The sequence below is a fragment of the Colwellia psychrerythraea 34H genome (assembly GCF_000012325.1).
Taxonomy (GTDB): domain Bacteria; phylum Pseudomonadota; class Gammaproteobacteria; order Enterobacterales; family Alteromonadaceae; genus Colwellia; species Colwellia psychrerythraea_A.
In genome coordinates this window covers 4,225,128-4,240,248 of the sequence record NC_003910.7, presented here as the reverse complement: position 1 = coordinate 4,240,248, position 15,121 = coordinate 4,225,128, and the positions used below count along the sequence as shown (strand labels likewise).

Sequence of the window (15,121 nt, the reverse complement as noted above, 5' to 3'; positions counted from 1 at the left end):
TAAATTCCTCTTAGTGCGCAACACCGGCAGCGCCGTGTTCGTCAATTAATTCGCCTGATGAAAAGCGGTCGATACTAAAGGGTTTGGCTAACGGGTGTGGCTCATCGTTGGCGATAGTATGCGCAAAGACATGCCCAGCGCCCGGCGTAGCCTTAAAACCACCCGTGCCCCAACCACAGTTAAAATACAGTCCTTTGATGTGTGTTTTCGAAATGATAGGACAGGCATCTGGGCACGTATCAACCACGCCGCCCCAGGCGCGATTAAGACGCACACGACTGAAAATAGGAAACATTTCGATAATGGCGGCAATAGTATGCTCAACCACATTAAAAGAGCCGCGCTGACCATAACCGGTATAACCATCAATACCCGCGCCGATGACCAAGTCACCTTTATCGGATTGACTGACATACCCGTGGACATGATTGGACATCACCACGGTATTTAAAATTGGTTTTAATGGCTCTGATACCATCGCTTGCAGTGGATGAGATTCAAGCGGTAATTCCATGCCCACCATCTTGGCGATAACACTGGAGTTACCCGCAGCGACACATGCCACTTTACCGGCCGAAATAAAGCCGCGATTGGTTTCAACGCCCTCTACTGCGCCATCTTTACGGCGAATGCCAGTGACTTCCGTTTGCTGTAATAAATCAACCCCTAACGCATCGGCTGCGCGAGCAAAACCCCAGGCAACCGCGTCGTGACGAGCCGTACCTGCACGGGCTTGCCATGAAGCGCCCATCACCGGAAAACGTGCATTGGTTGAGCAATCTAAAATAGGCACCATTTCTTGTACTTGTGCGGTGGTTAAGACTTCACCATCAATGCCGTTAAGACGGTTAGCATTCACGCGGCGTTCAATATCACGCATGTCTTGTAGGGTATGGCCTAGGTTTAATACACCGCGTTGACTAAACATCAAGTTATAGTTCAGCTCTTGTGCTAAGCCTTCCCATAATTTTAAGGAATGCTCATATAAGTGAGACGCTTCGTCCCATAAATAGTTTGAACGCACAATGGTGGTATTACGCGCGGTATTACCGCCGCCTAAATAACCTTTTTCAATCACGGCAATGTTAGTGATGCCATGCTCTTTCGCTAAATAATAAGCCGTTGCCAGACCATGTCCACCACCGCCTATGATAACAACATCATAGTGTTTTTTCGGGGTAGGATTACTCCAAACCCGTTGCCAATTCTCGTGGTAAGTTAACGAGTGTTTTAATAAACCAAATCCTGAATATTGTTGCATGGTATACCCTTTTTCTACATTGTATTATTGGCTAAACAAAGAGAGCTAAACTGCTGCTAAGCTCTCTGTCGGGTTACCTAGCGGTAGACCGGATTTTTTTCACATAAGTCCAACACTTTACTTCGCACGTCATCAATCACTTGCTCATTGCTAATGTCATCTAACACATCACAAATCCAACCCGTTAATGCTGCTGCTTCTTCAAGTCCAAAACCACGACTGGTGATGGCCGGTGTGCCGATACGCAGACCACTGGTGACAAATGGCGATTGCGGGTCGTTAGGCACTGAGTTTTTGTTGACCGTGATATTAGCGCGGCCCAGCGCAGCATCCGCGTCTTTACCGGTAATACCTTTATCGATTAAATCCAATAAAAATAGGTGATTGTCCGTACCACCAGAAACTACGTTATAACCACGGGTTTGGAATGTTTTCGCCATTTCACGGGCGTTATCGATGACCTGTTGCTGATACTCAACATAACCCTCACCAAGTGCTTCTTTGAAACAAATCGCTTTGGCAGCGATAACATGCATCAATGGGCCACCTTGACCTGCTGGGAAAACCGCTGAATTTAATTTCTTAGCCAGTTCGTCATTTTGTTTCGCTAAAATCAAGCCGCCACGTGGACCACGTAAGGTTTTATGGGTAGTGGTGGTTACCACATCGGCAATTGGTACTGGGTTAGGATACAGACCTGCGGCCACTAAACCGGCAACGTGGGCCATATCAACAAATAACCAGGCACCAATGCTATCGGCAATGTCACGAAAACGCTGCCAATCAACTACACGTGAATACGCTGAGAAACCGGCAATAATCATTTTCGGTTGATGCTCTTTTGCAAGACGTGCTACTTCGTCGTAGTCAATTTCACCGGTTACTTCATTTAAGCCGTATTGCACCGCGTTATAAATTTTACCGGAGAAGCTCACTTTGGAGCCGTGGGTTAAATGACCACCGTGCGCTAAGCTCATGCCCAGCACCGTTTCACCGGGCTTAAGCAAGGCCATAAAGACTGCGGCATTGGCTTGTGAGCCAGAATGAGGTTGTACATTAGCGTAATCAGCGCCGAACAATTCTTTTGCACGATCAATCGCCAGTTGCTCAATCACATCAACGTGTTCACAGCCGCCGTAATAACGTTTACCAGGATAACCTTCGGCGTATTTGTTAGTCAGTTGACTGCCTTGGGCTTGCATCACGCGCGCACTGGTATAGTTTTCTGAGGCAATTAATTCAACGTGATCTTGTTGACGTTTGTCTTCTTGCTCCATGGCTTGCCAAATACTGTCATCGAAACCGGCTATTTGATCATTTTTGTAAAACATTTTGCTTTCTCCGCGGCTCAATTCGCCGTAGTTTTTTTGTTTTGGATTAAGTCGATAGTAGCTTGCTAAATAGTGGCTAACCATTCAGCTAACGTCTTTTTTACATCTATTTACGACATAAAAAAAAAAGATGATATTTTAGTTAAAATATCATCTTCAAGTGGAACGGGTATATATACCCGTTGAATCCTGTACCTTCATGTGGAATGGGTCTAAATTTTAATATTCGACTGAAACATCACCTTGAGGAACACTACAGCAGCTAAGAATATATCCATCAGCAACATCTTCATCTGTGATGCCACCGTTATGTGACATAATCACTTCACCATGAATTTTTTTCACTTTACAGGTGCCGCATATGCCCATACCACAAGCTTTAGGAATATGAAGGCCAACTTGTGAAGCGGCTAAATGCACTGTGCCACCGGGTTGTATCTTGACTGATTTACCCGTTTTGCTAAATGCTACTTCTATTAAAGTATCGTCATCGATTGATTCGCCTGCGGCATCTTCCATTTGCTGTTCAGCGTCGAGTTGTGCTTCTTCCGGTGGCGCACCAAAACTTTCTTCATGGTAATTGGCCATGTCAAAGCCTATATTTTGCAACATACTTTTGACAGCAGTCATATAAGGCGTCGGTCCACAACAATAAATGGTGCGATCGAGAAAATCAGGCGCTATCATTCGAAGCTTTTGTTCATCGAAGAAGCCACAAAAACCGCTCCAGCTATCGCCAATGTCATACCTCTCACAAATAAAGTTGAGATTGAAGTTAGTTATTCTGGAATCCATATACTCAAGTTCGCGACGATATATTATGTCCTTAGGGGTGCGGGCACTATGGGCAAAAACCATATCAACATCACCGTTGGTATCAAACCACCAACGGGCCATTGACATCACTGGTGTTATACCAACACCACCAGAGAGTAATAAAACTTTTTCGGCCGTAATATCGATGCAATTGAATATACCTACCGGGCCATGCACCGCGATTTGATCACCTTGTTTAAGGTTATCATGCAGCCAATTTGATACTTGACCTCCAGGCATTCTTTTTACAGTGATTGAAAAACTGTATGGCACTGAAGGAGATGATGAAATAGTGTAACTACGCAATACTTGCATACCGTCAATTTCTAATTCTAGCGTCACGAATTGGCCAGGTTTGAAAAAGTGCATTACAGGCTCTGTGCTGGTAAAGCAATAGGTACGTGCATCAATGGTTTCGTCAATCACTTTAACGCATTGAACATCGTGACGCCCATTGGTCCATGTTTGCGTGTTAACAGAGTATTGGGAGGTGTTTATCATGAGTGGATCCGAATATTATAGTTATGGCAATACGATGCGCTAAGTACTTATCAACCACTTAACTAAAAGCGACATGAATGTAGTCGTTTTTGCCAGCTCTAAAAATTATCCTTTGTGTAATAATTTTGATCTAGATCAATTTATTTAATAATTACTTTTTTTGGCTGGTATTAATTCGCTTTTTGGTCGGTATTAATTCGCTTTTTGGTCGTTTTTAGGTAAACCGATTGACGCCGTGGGACTCAATATCTAACAACAAATAATGTGAACACTTGATTCGATAAAGTTGTTCATTTTAACTAAAAAAAAGCGACATCTATTTTGTCGAATATAAAGAACAGAGGAATTACTTATGTCTTGCTCACATGAACACGAAAGTTTACTAGTTACTTCACCAAATAAATCAGCGCAGGCTGTTGCGGATGCATTAGAAAAACACCCAATAACGTTTTCTTTACCACAGCAGTTTTATAGCGACGCCGATGTTTTTCAAGTAGAAATGGAACAAATTTTTTACAAAGAATGGCTGTTCGTTGGCATCACTGGCGAAATTCCAGATAATGGTAATTTTATCACCTTAGATATTGGCGATAACCCGATTACTGTTATCAGAGATCAAAATGGTGAAGTACGCGCTTTTCATAATACTTGTCGTCATCGTGGTTCTAAAATTTGTTTAGTTAAACAAGGTAAGGTACCTAAGTTAGTATGTCCTTATCATCAATGGACTTATGAATTAGATGGCAATTTACTCTTTGCAGGCACTGAAATGGGCGATGATTTCGATAAGAATGATTATGGTCTGCACAAAGTTAATTGTCGTGTTGCTGGTGGTTATATTTTTGTTTCTCTGAGTGAAAATCCAACAAATATCGATGGTTTCTTCGATGATTTAACCCATTACCTAGAACCATATGATTTAGATAATTGTAAGGTCGCTGTAGAAAGCACTTTAATTGAAGATGCTAACTGGAAGTTAGTGATTGAAAATAACCGTGAGTGTTATCACTGTAGCGGCAATCACCCTGAACTATTAAATACTTTATTAGAGTGGGATGATACTGAAGATCCACGCGCTAGTGATGAATTCAAGGCACAGGTAGCGGCTAAACAAGCAATGTGGGAAGCAGAAGGCATTCCATATAAGCATGTTTCACATGGCCATGGTTTACGTAACCGCATAGTACGTATGCCGTTACTTGAAGGCACCGTATCGATGACGATTGACGGTAAAGCGGGTTGTAAAAAATTAATGGGCCGTATTAAAAACCCTGATCTGGGTTCGATGCGAATTTTGCACCTACCTAACTCGTGGAGTCACGCGATGGGAGATCATTTAATTGCCTTTCAGGTGATCCCATTAGGCGCACAAAAAACTCAAGTAACCACCAAGTGGATAGTCCATAAAGACGCAGTAGAAGGTGTTGATTATGATGTTGCCCAATTACGCCAAGTATGGGATGCAACCAATGTGCAAGACAGAACGTTAGCTGAGAATAATCAAAAAGGTATTAATTCTAAGGCTTACCAACCTGGACCTTACTCAACGACCTTTGAGTTTGGCGTGGTGAATTTTATCGATTGGTTCAGCCATACGATGCAAAGTAATATTAAAGCGTCAGCTGAAAAGAGTTAAACAGCTAGTGGATAACGCCGTCTTTGAATAATAAGGGGGCCATTTCCACCGTGTTGTCGAGTTAATTCATGACCAGCCTTGAAACCAGTGATTTATATCGCTGGTTTTTTTTGTCTGAATATATACCCAAGCCACATGAATATGCAGGATTCAGCTGGAATTAAAAATGTATTTAGGCAAGGCTTCGATTAAAGAGAATAGTCGTTCCATTGTCGAAATCAATAAAGCTGCATAAATCGTTTTTAAACCAGCCCTGCGGAGATGTCTCAGCTAACCATGCACTTCGTTGTCTCCTTTTTTAAGGGAGTAACCATTAATAAAAAGAGACACCTTGATCATGACTAGCTCAGGCATCCTGAAACTAGCATCTTCAAGTAGCTTGGGTATAGACAGATTTCAATAAATTTATCACTTAGTGAGCATCAAAAGGCTTACCTAAATATGTTTATAATTCCAGCAGAATTCTGAATCTACAAGTGGAATGGCTATAAGTCGGTACATGTTCTTTCGGTGTCGTGTTTAGATACCTTGATCTAAATCAACTCTGACTTAATGGGATAAGTTGATTTTTTCAATTAACTTGACAGAAAATTATTGTAAGTGAACTCCAATTATAAGTAAGTCACTTATTAATAATAAATGTAAATGCACATTTTTCATCTAGATGCTTATAAACTGATACCTAAATTAACAGTTTATAGAAATCTATACTTTTACTTATAACAACTAAAAAAAAGGTGGTTTCTCATGGTAGCGAATCATGGTCTGTTAAAAGGCATGAATCCAGTTACAACACTTGTATCAATGGCTATAATTACTCTGTTTGTTTTGTGCGGTGTGTTTTTCACTGAACAAACAGCAGCATTATTTACGGCGGTATCGGGTTGGATACTGTCTTATCTTAAATGGTATTACATTGGCATTGTTGCAATATTCTTGTTCTTCTGTATCTGGCTGGCATTTAGTCGCTACGGTAACTTACGTTTAGGTGATGATGACTCAAGACCTGAATACAGTAACTTCTCGTGGTTTTCCATGTTATTTAGTGCAGGAATGGGTATAGGCTTAGTCTTTTGGTCTATTGCGGAGCCTATTTACCACTTTCAAAGTAATCCATTTATCACTGAAGGATTAACGCCGGAAGCAGCACAAGTAGCGATGCGTCTAACCTTTTTCCATTGGGGGCTTCACCCATGGGCAATTTATGTAGTTGTTGGTTTGTCGTTGGCTTATTTTTCTTATAGAAAGAAATTACCTTTGACCATCCGTTCAGCACTTTACCCATTAATTGGGAAAAAAATGTACGGTCCAATTGGGCATGCAGTTGATGTGCTTGCCGTGTTTGGTACTGTATTTGGTGTAGCAACGTCGTTAGGTTTAGGCGTTACTCAAATGAATACTGGCCTTAATACCATGTTTGGTATGGAGGTTTCTCTGAGTAATCAAATTATACTGATTGCTGTTATTTCTGCTATTGCGACAATTTCAGTGGTATCAGGTGTCGGTAAAGGTGTAAAAATCTTATCGGAAGTCAATATGTGGTTGACCATTGGTATTTTGGTATTTTTACTTTGTTTTGGTCCTACTCGTTATTTATTGGGTGCTGTATTGCAAAGTACTGGTGATTATTTAGGTAATGTCTTATCACTAAGTACCTGGACTGATGCTAACGAAAATAGTCAGTGGCAATCTTGGTGGACCGCATTTTATTGGGGTTGGTGGATGTCTTGGGCACCATTTGTAGGTATGTTTATTGCGCGTATCTCTAAAGGTCGTACCATTCGTGAGTTTATTGTTGGCGTATTGTTAGTACCCACTATGCTAGGTTTTATTTGGTTAACTCTTTTCGGAGGCACCGCTATATACCTAGAGCTGTTCCATCAAGTAACCAATGAAGCAGGAGAACTAGTTGCTGCTGTTGGACAAGCGGGTATTGTTGATGCTGTTAAGGCAGATGTAACTTCAGCGCTATATGTAACATTAGACAAGCTTGATGCTGGCTTCATGGGTACTATCGCAGCATTTATGGCGACATTACTTATTGCGACCTACTTCATTACTTCATCAGATTCAGGCACGTTAGTGGTTACCACTATTTTGTCAATGGGTAATGAACATCCACCAACGGCTCATCGTGTAGCATGGGGATTAGGTGAAGGCGCTGTCGCGGCCATCTTATTATTGGTAGGAGGACTGAAAGGTCTGCAAACCGCCGCTATTACCGCCGCATTACCTTTTTCATTAGTCATGATAGTTATGATGTGGGGGTTAATGAGATCACTAAAAGAGGAGAAGTTGACTCCTGCGGTATACGCTCCAGCTAAGCTAGTGACTAACTAGTGAAAAACTAACACGAGTGTTAATTAACAAAGCCAGAGCGGTAATATGCTCTGGCTTTTTTGTCACTGATTATAGTTTTTTTTTACTTTAGGTAAAGGAAAAATTAAAGGCCGATTAATACCAGTTTCATTAATTAAGTGATCTACTTTATACGAAGTAAAAATGGCCAAATACAAGGCATTTATTAGTCCGAACGTGGGTTAAAACCCCCATCTTTAGATGAGTAGCTTTAGCTAGCCGTTGACTTTAGAACGCAGTAGGAAAGAACGAAATCACAGTGTTAAGTGGCAACTGAGTTAACCGAAAAGATATATAAAGAACATGCTGATTTATATCGACAATGAAAAATTGATAGGCGAAAGTCCTGGTGTAATTCTTTTTGTCGAGGCAAGCATCGACCTACGGAATAAACCAGCTTAGTTTTTGTAGGTCGGCACGAGCGAAGCGAGGCCCGACAATTTAACTTGGAAGGATATGAGTACAACGATCACTATAGGACTTTCAGTCCGCAAAAGAACCTACCGTCTTTAGCCGGTATGTAGTTCAGTTTAATAACTAGTTGTTCAGGACAATATGCTCTTGCATTGTCTAATAAGCTGCATTCATGCAGTGTTATTTATTAAATAAATAACGACGTAGTTGATTATCTTTAAAACGACTAGCGACGTTGTTTTGGACAATATATCATTGCTTAAAGCTTTGTGAATTCTACTATTGGTAATACGGGGAATTGGATGAAAAGGGGCGTGATTGGATAGTTTTGACAATTAACAGCGGAAGTTTGAATGAAAAAAATGGCGATTATCATCGCCATTAATACTGTGATATCTAGTGTGTTATTGCTCGTTCTTGATTTGCTTGAGCGCTAAAATAACCATAGCTTCGAGCTGATAGTTATCATTGTTTGCCGCTTCTGCAAGTTGTGCACGCATGCTTGGCGCCCAAAAACGATTGATGTGATGACTAATCTCAGTCACACATTGTTGCTGTTCTTTACCATGTAATAAATTAACCGCAATTTGATTGGCCATATCTACCACATATTTTAAACGATCATCTGACATATGCTGCTCTCTTGCTTCTTTGTTTTACTGTAATTAGTTTAACTGTAAATGGTATGACGACCGTTACGGGCAAACCCCACTAACGTCATACCAGTGTTTTTTGCTATGTTTATCGCCAAAGCGGTTGGGGCCGAAACCGCTACCAACATACTAATACCTGCAACTTGTGCTTTGCTGATCATTTCATAACTAGCACGGCTAGAAATGAGCAAAAAACTGCTATGGTTAATGACAATGTTTGACGCACTGAGTGCGCCAATAAGTTTGTCTAATGCGTTGTGTCGGCCAATATCTTCGCGAATGAGTTTAATGCTGCCATTTTCATCACACCAAGCAGCAGCATGCACTGCACCAGTCATCTGTTGCAATGGTTGGTGCCCTTGTAAGTCAACTACAGCTTTTTGTATCGCCAAATTAGTTAACTCACTCAATTCTCGCGGTGCTTTTTTGTTTTTTTGTCCATCAGCTATCGAAGTTTGTTGATTTTTCATCGCTTGTTGTAACGACTCAGCACCACACAAACCACAACCAGTGCGCCCCGTCATATTGCGACGTTGTTGTTTTAAGCGCCAAACTGCTCGATTGGATACTGTGATATTTACTTCAATGCCTAAAGCTTGTTTAGTCGCACTTATATCAAGTATTTCACTAGCGTCATCGACAATTTTCTCGCTTAAACTAAAGCCGATTGCCAAGTCGTACAAATCATGCGGTGTACTCATCATCACCACATGAGAAATGCCGTTATAAACCAAGGCAATAGCAGTCTCTTCAGCGATGTCGTCCATCGCTGTTGTTAGGGTGTCATTAGTACAGCGCAGCACTTGACGCTGTTGTGCTGTAGGCACATTAACGTCGGTGTCTGCTACTGTAATGTCATGTTTTAGCAACTTCCCCCCCATTTTTATTCTTTAAGTATTTCGCTTGTCGCTGACTGAACTGGGCGTATTCTGCTTGCCATTGCGACGGCTCATCAACTTTAGTTGCTTGCACTGCTGTTACCTTATATTCAGGACAGTTAGTTGCCCAATCAGAATTGTCAGTGGTGACTACATTGGCACCACTTAACGGGTGATGGAAGGTAGTATAAACAACCCCTGGTTGAACGCGTTGGCTAATGAGTGCGCGTAGTGCGGTGGTACCTGCACGACTGGCAATACCTACCCAATCACCATCATTGATGCCACGATCTTCAGCGTCATTAGGGTGGATTTCTAATACATCTTCATCGTGCCAAACTTGATTGGCAGTACGTCTTGTTTGTGCGCCAACATTATATTGGCTTAAAATACGGCCTGTGGTCAATAACAACGGAAAATGCTTATTCGCTTTTTCAGGTGTGGCCACATACTCAGTAATCGCAAACTTGCCTTTTTCGCCAACAAAATCCTCGGTATGCATAATTGGCGTGCCTAGAGGCGATTTTTCATTACATGGCCATTGAATAGAGCCAAGCTGATCTAACCTTTCATAACTGACACCACTAAATGTTGGTGTTAAGCGGGCAATTTCATCCATTATCTCACTTGGATGCTCATAATTCATTTCATAACCGAGTACTTTGGCAAGTTCAATCGTTACTTGCCAATCTTCTTTACCTGCTAGTGCTGGCATCAATTTACGTACTCTAGAAATGCGTCGTTCGGCATTGGTGAAGGTACCATTTTTTTCCATAAACGATGAGCCGGGTAAAAATACATGGGCGTATTTTGCCGTCTCGTTAAGGAAGATATCTTGTACAATGATGCATTTCATCGAACTTAACGCTTTTTGTACATGCTGAGTATTTGGATCCGATTGAGCAATATCTTCGCCTTGGCAATACAAACCTTTAAAGTCACCGTGTATTGCTGCTTCGAACATATTTGGAATGCGCAAACCAGGCTCACAATCCAATGAAACTTGCCATTCTTGTTCAAATAAATTACGGGTGCTTTCATCGCTAACATGGCGATATCCTGGCAACTCATGTGGAAACGAACCCATATCACATGAGCCTTGTACATTATTTTGGCCGCGCAGTGGATTAACACCAACACCTTCTCGACCAATATTTCCGCTAACCATTGCTAAGTTAGCAATAGCCATGACAGATGAACTGCCTTGAGAGTGTTCTGTAACACCTAAACCGTAATAAATAGCGCCGTTACCCGCGTTAGCATATAGTCTGGCCGCTGCGCGTAACTCTGTTGCGTCGACACCGGTAATTTCTGTTGTGCTTTCTGGTGAATGGCGTTGGTCTTGAATATGTTTGTACCATTGCTGGAAGCTAGCATCATCACAACGACTTTGAATGAAGTCAGCATCTTCTAAACCTTCATCAACAATGACATGGGCGAGGGCATTGATTAATGCCACGTTTGTCCCAGGACGCAGTTTAAGATGATGTTGTGCTTTGGTATGCGGACTGTCGATAAGATCGATGCTGCGCGGATCGGCCACTACTAATTTAGCCCCTTGGCGTAAACGACGTTTAAGTAATGAACCAAATACCGGATGCGCATCGGTAGGGTTGGCGCCAATGATGAGTACCACATCAGCTTTCATCACCGATTCAAAGGTTTGTGTTCCTGCTGACTCGTTTAAGGTAGCTTTTAGGCCATAACCTGTTGGCGAATGACAAACGCGGGCACAGGTATCGACATTATTATTTTGAAAAACTGCACGGACTAGTTTCTGTACTAAATAGGTTTCTTCATTGGTACAACGAGACGACGTTATCGCGCCGATACTGTTGCGGCCATGTTCTTCTTGAATATCGGTTAAGCGCTTAGCAGCAAAGGCTAATGCTTCTTCCCAACTCACCTCACGCCAGTCTTGTTCTATATTATCGCGAATCATCGGGCTAGTTATTCTGTCCTGATGAGTAGCGTAGCCAAAAGCAAATCGGCCTTTAACACAAGAATGTCCTTGGTTCGCTTTACCATTTTTATCTGGCACCATTCTCAGTACTTTATCGCCTTGCATATCAGCGCGGAACGAACAGCCTACACCGCAATAAGCGCAGGTAGTAATGATGCTATGATCTGGCTGGCCATTATCTATTACAGATTTTTCAGTGAGTGTAGCTGTTGGACAAGCTTGTACACAGGCGCCACATGAAACACAGTCAGATTCTAGAAAGTTAGTGTCTTGACCAGTACTTATACGTGAATCAAAACCTCTACCTTCAACCGTTAAGGCAAAGGTACCTTGTACTTCTTCACACGCTCTGACACAACGAGAACAGGAAATACATTTAGAATCATCAAAGCTGAAATAAGGATTCGACGAATCAGTTGCTCCGTCGAGGTGATTTTTTCCTTCAAAACCATAGCGTACTTCACGTAAACCGACGGCACCTGCCATATCTTGCAGCTCACAATCACCATTGGCCGGACAGGTAAGACAATCTAATGGATGGTCTGAAATGTAAAGTTCCATAACATTACGACGTAATGTCGCTATTTTAGGATTTTGCGTTTGTACCTTCATGCCCTCTCTTACCGGTGTAGTACAAGAAGCTGGCATGCCGCGCATGCCTTCGATCTCTACCGCACACAAACGACATGAACCAAAGGCTTCTAAATTATCACTGGCACATAATTTGGGAATATTAATATCGGCAATAGCGGCAGCGCGTAATACTGAAGTTCCTTCAGGTACAACAATAGTAACACCATCAATTTCTACGCTAACTTGTACCGTAGATTTAGAAGGCGGTGTGCCTAAATCTTTACTAAGGTCGGCTGATTGATTGGCAGCAGGCTCTGTTTTGGGATCATAATAAGTTATCATTTTATTGAGCCTTTTGTGTTGACGGTTGTGGCAAAAAATCATCAGGGAAATATTTTAGTGCGCTGCGCACCGGGAATGGGGTCATGCCACCCATAGCACATAAAGAACCGAATTCCATGGTGTCACATAGGTCATGTAATAAGTCTACGCTGTCTTGTCGTTGTTGTTCGTCATTGTTGCCATCGATAATTTTATCAATGACTTCAACGCCACGTACGGCGCCAATTCGACATGGGGTACATTTACCACAAGATTCTACTTCACAAAATTCCATGGCAAAACGAGCCTGTGCAGCCATATCGACAGTGTCGTCAAAAACAACAATTCCACCGTGGCCTAATACGGCACCAATACTGGCAAACTCTTCATAATCAAGGGCGGTATCCCATTGCTCTGCGGGCAAATAAGCACCTAACGGTCCGCCTACTTGTACACTGCGCATAGCACGTTTGCTTTTACAGCCATTGCCATATTGCTGTAGTAATTCATTAAGGGATATACCGAAAGCTAATTCAACTAACCCCCCTTGAGCAATGTTACCCGCTAATTGAATGGGTAAGGTGCCACGAGATCGGCCCATGCCGAAATCACGATAACTATCACCGCCATGGCTTAAAATATAAGGTACAGAAGCGAGTGATATGACGTTATTTACCACGGTTGGTTGACCAAATAAACCTTCAATAGCGGGTAGTGGTGGTTTAGCGCGAACTAAGCCACGTTTGCCTTCAAGGCTTTCTAATAAGGATGTTTCCTCGCCACAAATATAAGCACCAGCGCCTAAACGCACTTCTAAATGAAAGTTGTGCTCAGTGCCACAAATATTATCACCTAGATAACCAGCTGCTTTTGCATTGCTAATGGCTTTATTTAATAGGTCATGGGCCTGAGGATACTCACTGCGTAAATAGATATAACCTTGGTCAGCTCCTACGCTAAGGCCTGCGATGATCATGCCTTCAACTAGTACTAACGGATCGCCTTCCATTAACATACGATCGGCAAAAGTACCTGAATCACCTTCATCGGCGTTACAGACAATATATTTCTGCTGCTCTGGTTCATTCAAAACGGTTTGCCACTTTATACCTGTAGGAAATGCAGCACCGCCACGACCTCTGAGACCAGACTCTTTTACTTCATCGACTAACTGTTGTGCAGTTTTTGCGAAAGCATTAGTTAAACCGACAAATCCACCATGGCTAATGTAATCATCAACATCGATAGGATCGATAATGCCCACTCGGGCAAACGTTAACCGTTGTTGAGATTTAAACCAGGGTAATTCTTCGGTTAAACCAAGGCATAATGGGTGTTCAGTAGCATCATCAAAACATTGCAGGTTAATGATGTCGTTTACATCTTCCGCTTTTACCGGACCATAAGCGACTCGACCTTTGGGGGTATTAATTTCTAATAAAGGCTCTAACCAAAACATGCCGCGAGAGCCATTTCTTACTAATGTTGCTGCTAGTTCTGGTTGTGCGTTAAGTACACTTTCAACCTGCGTTGCTACCTTATCACTACCGCGGGAGCGGGCAGTAGTATCTAAAGAAACGAAAATTTTTCGTGACGCTACTGGCATTGAGCTGTCATCGGAAGGTGAGTGATTCATTTTAACTCCAACGAATAAGTATTTAACGATGCAATAATTTGTTCAAATTTTTGTAGATCTAATTCACCATGAATGTCATCACCAATACGCATTGCAGGTGAGCACGCACAATTACCCAAACAATAAACCGGTTCTAAAGTATATTGTCTATCTTTGCTGGTTTGATGATAATCAATTGACAAATTTTGTTTGATATTTTCTTCTAACGCGCGTGACCCCATGGCTTGGCATGATTCGCCTCGGCAGATTTCAATCACATGAGCACCGGGTTCTTCAGTGCGAAAATGATGGTAAAAGCTAATCACCCCGTGAACTTCAGCTTTAGATACGTTTAAAGCCTTGGCGATTAAAGGTAGTGCATTGGACGGAATAAAAGACAAGTCATTCTGAATGGCATGTAATATTGGTAACATCGCTCCGGGCAATGTTTGGTGTTGCTCGATAATAGTCGCAATCTGTTGCAGGCCTTTGTCGTTGGTAGCAGTCATAATAATCCTCTGGGCATTTTACATTAATACCATTATCAAATAAGTGATTATAATAAATATAGCCGATTAAGACATCTTCATAGCTAATAGAGACATTTGTCCCTTGCCAATGCCTTTGAAGTGCTGGTTAATTAATCAACAATAAATCAAATGCTTATCTTTGAATGTCGCTAATTGGTATGAATAACGTCGTAATTGGGATGATTTTAAAGTACTGTAAATCTATTGTATGCGTAGATTTCAACTTTGAACTTAACGCTTTTATTGATTCAAATCATGCGTTGTTATTAAT

The 15,121-nt window shown here is 41.9% G+C and carries 10 protein-coding genes; 2 read left to right on the top strand and 8 right to left on the bottom strand.

Annotated features, from left to right (window positions below; genetic code table 11):
• Nucleotides 1-10: 10 nt before the first annotated feature.
• The 3 genes from CPS_RS18035 to CPS_RS18025 all read right to left on the bottom strand — a co-directional run bounded on the left by CPS_RS18035 (nucleotide 11) and on the right by CPS_RS18025 (nucleotide 3,909).
• Entirely contained in the window at nucleotides 11-1,261 is a 1,251-nt protein-coding gene (locus CPS_RS18035; RefSeq protein ID WP_011043288.1) for a sarcosine oxidase subunit beta family protein, read from the bottom strand.
• 77 nt (nucleotides 1,262-1,338) lie between these two features.
• Nucleotides 1,339-2,592 carry a serine hydroxymethyltransferase gene (gene glyA, locus CPS_RS18030; RefSeq protein ID WP_011044775.1) on the bottom strand — a complete coding sequence of 418 codons (1,254 nt, stop codon included), beginning with the start codon at nucleotides 2,590-2,592 and terminating at the stop codon, nucleotides 1,339-1,341.
• 219 nt (nucleotides 2,593-2,811) lie between these two features.
• Nucleotides 2,812-3,909: a hybrid-cluster NAD(P)-dependent oxidoreductase gene (locus CPS_RS18025; RefSeq protein WP_011044774.1), complete on the bottom strand. Its 1,098-nt coding sequence runs from the start codon at nucleotides 3,907-3,909 to the stop codon at nucleotides 2,812-2,814.
• 352 nt (nucleotides 3,910-4,261) lie between these two features.
• Here CPS_RS18025 and CPS_RS18020 point away from each other — a divergent pair, with 352 nt between their 5' ends.
• Together CPS_RS18020 and CPS_RS18015 are read left to right on the top strand one after the other, a co-directional pair.
• On the top strand, nucleotides 4,262-5,545 hold the full coding sequence (locus CPS_RS18020) for an aromatic ring-hydroxylating oxygenase subunit alpha (protein WP_011044773.1): 1,284 nt from the start codon (nucleotides 4,262-4,264) through the stop codon (nucleotides 5,543-5,545).
• Nucleotides 5,546-6,292: 747 nt separating this feature from the next.
• Nucleotides 6,293-7,885 carry a BCCT family transporter gene (locus CPS_RS18015; RefSeq protein WP_011044771.1) on the top strand — a complete coding sequence of 531 codons (1,593 nt, stop codon included), beginning with the start codon at nucleotides 6,293-6,295 and terminating at the stop codon, nucleotides 7,883-7,885.
• 836 nt (nucleotides 7,886-8,721) lie between these two features.
• On the opposite strand, the gene CPS_RS18010 is transcribed toward CPS_RS18015, so the two are convergent.
• Genes CPS_RS18010 through CPS_RS17990 form a run of 5 tightly spaced genes read right to left on the bottom strand, consistent with a single transcriptional unit; the run spans nucleotide 8,722 to nucleotide 14,829 of the window.
• Nucleotides 8,722-8,949 (bottom strand): formate dehydrogenase subunit delta, encoded by a 228-nt coding sequence (locus CPS_RS18010; RefSeq protein ID WP_011044770.1) that lies wholly within the window; start codon nucleotides 8,947-8,949, stop codon nucleotides 8,722-8,724.
• Nucleotides 8,950-8,987: 38 nt separating this feature from the next.
• On the bottom strand, nucleotides 8,988-9,839 hold the full coding sequence (gene fdhD / locus CPS_RS18005) for a formate dehydrogenase accessory sulfurtransferase FdhD (RefSeq protein WP_011044769.1): 852 nt from the start codon (nucleotides 9,837-9,839) through the stop codon (nucleotides 8,988-8,990).
• The gene (gene fdhF, locus CPS_RS18000; RefSeq protein WP_011044768.1) at nucleotides 9,826-12,726 is read right to left on the bottom strand and encodes a formate dehydrogenase subunit alpha; all 2,901 of its coding nucleotides are present in this window, start codon (nucleotides 12,724-12,726) and stop codon (nucleotides 9,826-9,828) included. Before fdhF ends, fdhD begins: the two co-directional genes overlap by 14 nt.
• A gap of 1 nt (nucleotide 12,727) precedes the next feature.
• Complete coding sequence (locus CPS_RS17995; protein WP_011044767.1) at nucleotides 12,728-14,341, bottom strand: formate dehydrogenase beta subunit; 1,614 nt, start codon at nucleotides 14,339-14,341, stop codon at nucleotides 12,728-12,730.
• Nucleotides 14,338-14,829, bottom strand: coding sequence for a formate dehydrogenase subunit gamma (locus tag CPS_RS17990; protein WP_011044766.1), 492 nt, complete (start codon nucleotides 14,827-14,829; stop codon nucleotides 14,338-14,340). The genes CPS_RS17995 and CPS_RS17990 overlap by 4 nt, the downstream gene beginning before the upstream one ends.
• Nucleotides 14,830-15,121 lie beyond the last annotated feature (292 nt).

Bases quoted from the DNA above. Each gene is read 5' to 3' on its own strand.
- CPS_RS18020 (WP_011044773.1), top strand. From the start codon at position 4,262: ATGTCTTGCTCACATGAACACGAAAGTTTACTAGTTACTTCACCAAAT.
- glyA (WP_011044775.1), bottom strand. From the start codon at position 2,592: ATGTTTTACAAAAATGATCAAATAGCCGGTTTCGATGACAGTATTTGG.
- CPS_RS18015 (WP_011044771.1), top strand. From the start codon at position 6,293: ATGGTAGCGAATCATGGTCTGTTAAAAGGCATGAATCCAGTTACAACA.
- CPS_RS17990 (WP_011044766.1), bottom strand. From the start codon at position 14,829: ATGACTGCTACCAACGACAAAGGCCTGCAACAGATTGCGACTATTATC.
- CPS_RS18025 (WP_011044774.1), bottom strand. From the start codon at position 3,909: ATGATAAACACCTCCCAATACTCTGTTAACACGCAAACATGGACCAAT.
- CPS_RS18010 (WP_011044770.1), bottom strand. From the start codon at position 8,949: ATGTCAGATGATCGTTTAAAATATGTGGTAGATATGGCCAATCAAATT.
- CPS_RS17995 (WP_011044767.1), bottom strand. From the start codon at position 14,341: ATGAATCACTCACCTTCCGATGACAGCTCAATGCCAGTAGCGTCACGA.
- CPS_RS18035 (WP_011043288.1), bottom strand. From the start codon at position 1,261: ATGCAACAATATTCAGGATTTGGTTTATTAAAACACTCGTTAACTTAC.
- fdhF (WP_011044768.1), bottom strand. From the start codon at position 12,726: ATGATAACTTATTATGATCCCAAAACAGAGCCTGCTGCCAATCAATCA.